General features: G+C 77.4%; 3 protein-coding genes. 1 reads left to right on the top strand and 2 read right to left on the bottom strand.

Annotation, left to right across the window (positions count from 1 at the left end):
• Positions 1–15 precede the first annotated feature (15 nt).
• A complete protein-coding gene (gene pdxR / locus E1283_RS31365; protein ID WP_132821559.1) occupies positions 16–1,485 on the top strand; it encodes a MocR-like pyridoxine biosynthesis transcription factor PdxR in 1,470 nt (489 codons plus the stop codon).
• Positions 1,486–1,741: 256 nt separating this feature from the next.
• On the opposite strand, the gene E1283_RS31360 is transcribed toward pdxR, so the two are convergent.
• On the bottom strand, positions 1,742–2,371 hold the full coding sequence (locus tag E1283_RS31360; protein ID WP_132821558.1) for a TetR family transcriptional regulator: 630 nt from the start codon (positions 2,369–2,371) through the stop codon (positions 1,742–1,744).
• 47 nt (positions 2,372–2,418) lie between these two features.
• The coding region (locus E1283_RS31355) for a type I polyketide synthase (protein WP_132821557.1) at positions 2,419–5,133 on the bottom strand (2,715 nt) is incomplete at its 5' end.

Genomic DNA, 5,133 nt, shown 5'->3' with positions numbered 1-5,133 from the left:
GGGTAGGGTCGAGCGGTGGACGTGCACGTCTCGATCGATGGTCCTGGCGACATCGCCACCCGGATCTACCGCCAGCTGCTCGACGCGATCCTCGACGGCCGGCTGCGCCCGGGGGAGCGGTTGCCGGCCAGCAGAGAGCTCGCCCGCGGCCTCGCCGTCGCCCGCAACACCGTGGCCGTCGCGTACGAACGGCTGGCGGCCGAGGGCTTCGTCGTCGCCCGGGTCGGGGCCGGCACCTTCGTCAGCACCGAGCCGGTCACGCCGCCCGCCGCGCCGCGCCCGCCCCGCCCCCGGGCGGCGCCGCGCGGTCGCGCCGTCCGGCCACGCCCGATCTGGGACGACGTCACGCCCGCCGTCGGGCCGGCCGCCGGCCCGCCGCCGCGGTACGACTTCCGGGTCGGCACGCCGGACCCCACCCTGTTCCCCTTCGCCACCTGGCGCCGCCTCGTGGCCGCCGAACTCCGGGCCTCGGCGTTTCACGGCGCCCCCGGCTACGGCGACCCCGGCGGGCACGCCGGGCTGCGCGCGGCCGTCGCTCGGTACGTCGGCGTCTCCCGATCCGTGCGCGCCGACGCCGAGGGCGTGCTGGTCACGCGGGGTGCCCAACAGGCGCTCGACCTCGTCGCCCGAGTGGTGACCGAGCCGGGCGACGTGGTGGCCGTCGAGGACCCCGGCTACCCGGCCGCGCGCCTGCTGTTCCGCTCGCACGGTGCCCGTGTGGTGGGAGTGCCGGTGGACGGCGAGGGGCTGGTCGTCGACGCGCTCCCGGCCGCGGCCCGGCTGGTGTACGTCACGCCCTCCCATCAGTTCCCGCTGGGCACGTCCATGTCGCCGGCGCGGCGGGCGGCGCTGCTCGCCTGGGCGGCCCGCCGCGACGCCGTGGTCGTGGAGGACGACTACGACAGCGAGTTCCGCTTCGGCGGCCGCCCGTTGGAGCCGTTGCAGAGCCTCGATCGTGCCGGCCGGGTCGTCTACGTGGGCACGTTCTCGAAGACCCTGCTGCCGATGCTGCGGCTCGGCTTCCTCGTCGCCCCGGCCGCCCTGCGGCCGGCACTCCGCGCGGCCGGGCAACTCACCGACTGGCACGGCGAACACGTGGGGCAGGCCGCGCTGGCCCGCCTCATCGACTCCGGGGAACTCGCCCGCCACGTCCGGCGGGCCACCCGCGTCTACGCCGAGCGCCGCGACCTGGTGGTGGCGGCGCTGCGGCGCGACCTCGTCGACCGGCTCGACGTGGTCGCCTCCGCCGCCGGCCTGCACCTCGCCGCCAGGCTCCGCCCCGGCCAGGCCGTCGACATCGACGTCGTGCGGGAGCGGGCGGCGGCCTCGGGCGTCGCGGTCGAGAGCCTGGCGGCCTACCGCTCCGACGGCCGCCCGGCCCAGCACGGACTCGTCCTCGGCTACGGCGCCGTCGCCACCGCCGACGTCGCCGAGGGCCTCCGGCTCCTCGCCGGCTGCTTCCGGGACGCGCGGACCCGGCCCTAGCGCGACCCGGACGGCAGCCGCCCGAAGTGGAACGGGCAGTGGTCGCCGCCGATGCCGACGGTGGTGGGCCGTTCGAAGGTGAAGCCGGCCCCGAAGAAGTGCCGCTCCCTGGACTCGTCGAGGCCGCGCTCGCGCAGCAGCCGGGGGAGCAGGGTCGGGAAGCCGTCGACGACGGCCCGCGTCTCGACGTCCGAGTCGGGCAGCTGGCCGGCGGACGCCCCGTCGGCATCGGCGTCGGCGCGGGGCTCCTCGGTGGTCAGGTCGGGTTCTCCGGCGGGTGGTCGGTCGGTCGTCGTGCGAGGCCGCGCACCAGCGTGCGGGCCAGTCGGTCGGGGTCCACGGGCCCGGCGTCGAGCGTCGTGACGACGGTGACGCCGTGCAGCAGCACCAGCACGTCGGCCGCCGCCGACCGGGCGTCGAGCCCGGGGCGGAGCTGGCCGGCGGTCTCGGCCTCGGTGAGCACCGGGTCGAGGGCCTGCCGCCAGCCGTCCAGGGCGACCCGCTTCCCGGCGACGCCCTCGGCGAGCTCCGGGAGCGCCTCGGTGCGGAGCACGACGACCTCCAGCAGTTCGCGGAACCTCGGGTCCGACCGGACGCGCCGCGTGTAGTCGGCGACGAAGCGCTCGAGGCGGGACAGCGGCGGCCGGTCGCCGTCCAGCGCGCCGAGGACCTCGCCGGCCAACTCGCCCCAGCGGGCCGCCAGCGCCGCCGCGAACAGGTCGGCCTTGTCGCGGAAGTGGTGGTAGAGCGCCCCCCGGGTGACGTGCGCCCGGGCGACGACGTCCGCCAGCCGGGTCGCGGCGTAGCCCTCGCGGGCGACGACCGTGAGCACCGCGTCCAACAGCGCGGCGCGGGTGGCCGCCGCCTCCTCGGCCGTTCTCCTCATACATACATGCAAGCATGTATGTATGAGGGCTGTCCAACCGTCGGCGGTCAGGCCCCGGTGAGGGCCCCCAACCACTCGTGCAGCGCCCTGGCCGTCGACTCGGCGTGCTCGTTCATCATCGTCTGGTGGTTGCCGACCGCCTCGATCGTGTCGTGCTCGACCTCCCAGGCCGTCGTCCACAGCCCCTGGCCCGCCGCCTCGTCGGTCGACGCCTGCGGCATCCGCTCGCCGGCCCGCACCAGCACCACCGGCGCCCGTACCGGCTCCGGCTGCCAGCCGTCGAAGAGGTCGAGGTAGGCGCCCTGCGCGGTGACCTGGGCCTCCGTCATCAGCGCGTACGCCTGGTCGTTGACGGCGATGCCGCGCAGCTGGCCCTCGATCTGCTCCTCGGGTATCCGGTCCTTGGGGAACCAGGTGTCGAGCAGCACCACGGCGCTCGGCGCGCCGCCACGCGCCTCGAGGCGGGCGGCGACGGCGTGGGCCAGCCAGCCGCCCGAGGAGTAGCCGGCCAGCGCGACCGGGGCGTCGGGGTACGCGCGCCGGATCGCGTCGGCGTGCAGGTCGATCACCAGCCCGCTGGTGGCCGGCAGCAGTTCGTCGTCGCCGAAGCCCGGGTGGGGCAGCGCCTGGACGTCCCGGAGGCCGTGCAGATGCAGCGCGAGGCGCGCGAAGTTGTGCGGGCCCGAGGGCGCGACCATGGAGGGCAGGCAGATCAGCGCGGGACCGGCCGGTCCGGTGGCGAGCCGCACCGGCTCCACCGGCCGACCGAACTCCTCGCCGTGTCGGAACACCGGCCGCAGCTTGGCCGCGGCCCGCAACAGGCCCACCCCTTCGGCGAACTTGCCCATCTCGCAGGCCTGCCGGTACAGGTCGCGGACCCCGAACGAGGGCCTGGCGGCGGGCGCCCCGCCGCCCGTCGCCCGCGCCGCGCGCAGGGTCAGGTCGCCCAGGTGCCGGGTGAGTTCGGTGGCGGTCGGGTGCTCGAACACCACCGGGGTGGCGAGCGTCAGGCCGGTCGCCGCCATCAGGCGCCGGCGCAGCTCGACGGAGGCCAGCGAGTCGAAGCCGAGCTCCAGGAACCGGCGTTCCGCGTCCACCTCGTCCGGCGTGGCGTGCCCCAGGATCACGGCGGCCTCGCCCCGCACCAGGTCCAGCAGCCGGCGGCCGCGCTCCGCCTCCGGCAGGGCCGCGAGCTCCGCCGGCCGGTCGCGGGTCGCCTGCCGGTCGGCGTCCTCGGGGCCGGCCGCCGCCCCCTCGTCCGCGCCCTCGTCCGCCCGCAGTTCGGTGAAGAACCGGCCGGGACGGGCCGCCGTGAACAGCGGCAGGAACCGCTCCCAGTCCACGTCGGCGACGGTGACGCCGGTCTCGCCCGAGGCCACCGACTCCCACAGCAGGGCGCCGGCCGCCGCCGGGTCGAGCGGCGGCAGGCCCCGGTCCCGGAGGAAGTCGCGCAGCTCCGGCTCGGCGCCCATGCCGGCCTCGGCCCACGGCCCGAACGAGACCGAGGTGGCGGCGAGTCCCTGGGCCCGGCGCCGCGCGGCGAGCGCGTCGAGGAAGGCGTTGCCCGCGCCGTACGCCGACTGGCCGGCGCTGCCCCACACACCGGAGATGGAGGAGTAGAGCACGAAGGCGTCCAGTGGGACGTCGCGTTCGGCCAGCAGCTCGTCGAGGTGGACGGCGCCGGCGACCTTGCCGGCGATGGTGGCGGCGAACTCGTCGAGCGACACGTCCGTCAGCGGGGCGAGCCGGCCGCCGACGCCGGCCGCGTGGACGACCGTGGAGAGCGGCTCGTCGCCGGGCAGCGAGTCGAGCAGCCCGGCCAGCTGGTCGCGTTCCGACACGTCGCAGGCCACGACGGTGACCCGGGCGCCGAGTGCTCCCAGCTCCGCGAGCAGTTCCTGGGCGCCGGGGGAGTCCACGCCGCGCCGGCTCGTGAGCACCAGGCGGCTGGCGCCGTTGGCGGCCAGCCAGCGCGCCGCGTCCGCGCCGAGTGCGCCCGTGCCGCCGGTGACCAGCGCCGTGCCGCGTGGCCGCCACGGCTCGGCCGCGGCGGGCGCCGGTCCCGCCGGAACCAGCCGGGGCGCCAGGAGCCCGGTGGGCCGGACGGCGAGCTGGTCCTCGCCGTCCGGGCCGGTGAGGGCGGCGCCCAGCCAGCCGAGCGACTCGTCGTCCAACTCGGCCGGCACGTCGAGCAGTCCGCCCCAGCCGTCCGGCCGCTCCAGGGCCAGCGTCCGCCCGAGCCCCCACAGCAGGGCCTGGCGCGGGTCGGGCCCCGGCTCCCCCTCGGCCGCCCGCACCGCGCCGCGGGTGACGCACCACAGCGGGGCGGCGATCCGCAGGTCGGCCAGTGCCTGGGCGAGCGCGCAGGTGAGGGCCGTGCCCTGCGGGAGCGCCGGGTGAGCGGGGTGCGGGGCGGGGTCGAGCGCGAGGAGCGAGAGCACGCCGCCGACGGTGCCGCCCTCGGCGATCACTCCCTTCTCCAGCACCTCCGCCACTCTGGCGCGGTCCGCGTCCTCGGCGGCGAGCGGCAGCCTGACGACCTGTCCGCCGAGGCGCTCGACCACCCAGGACAGGCGGTTGACGAGCTCGTCGTCCACCCCGGCGGGCGGGGTGAGCAGCGGCCAGACGCCGGCGAGCGCGTCGGCGGCCGGCGGCGCGGCCGGCGCCTTCGGGCGCCACTCGACGCGGTGCCGCCAGGACGCCGGGTCCGCCCGGCGTCGCCGCCGGGACGCCGGGGGTGCGGCGAGCGGTGGGGCGAGGGG

This window comes from Streptomyces hainanensis (genome assembly GCF_004348415.1).
Lineage (GTDB): Bacteria > Actinomycetota > Actinomycetes > Streptomycetales > Streptomycetaceae > Streptomyces > Streptomyces hainanensis.
Note: the sequence above shows the minus strand (reverse complement) of the source record. Positions and strands in the feature narration are given on the sequence as shown.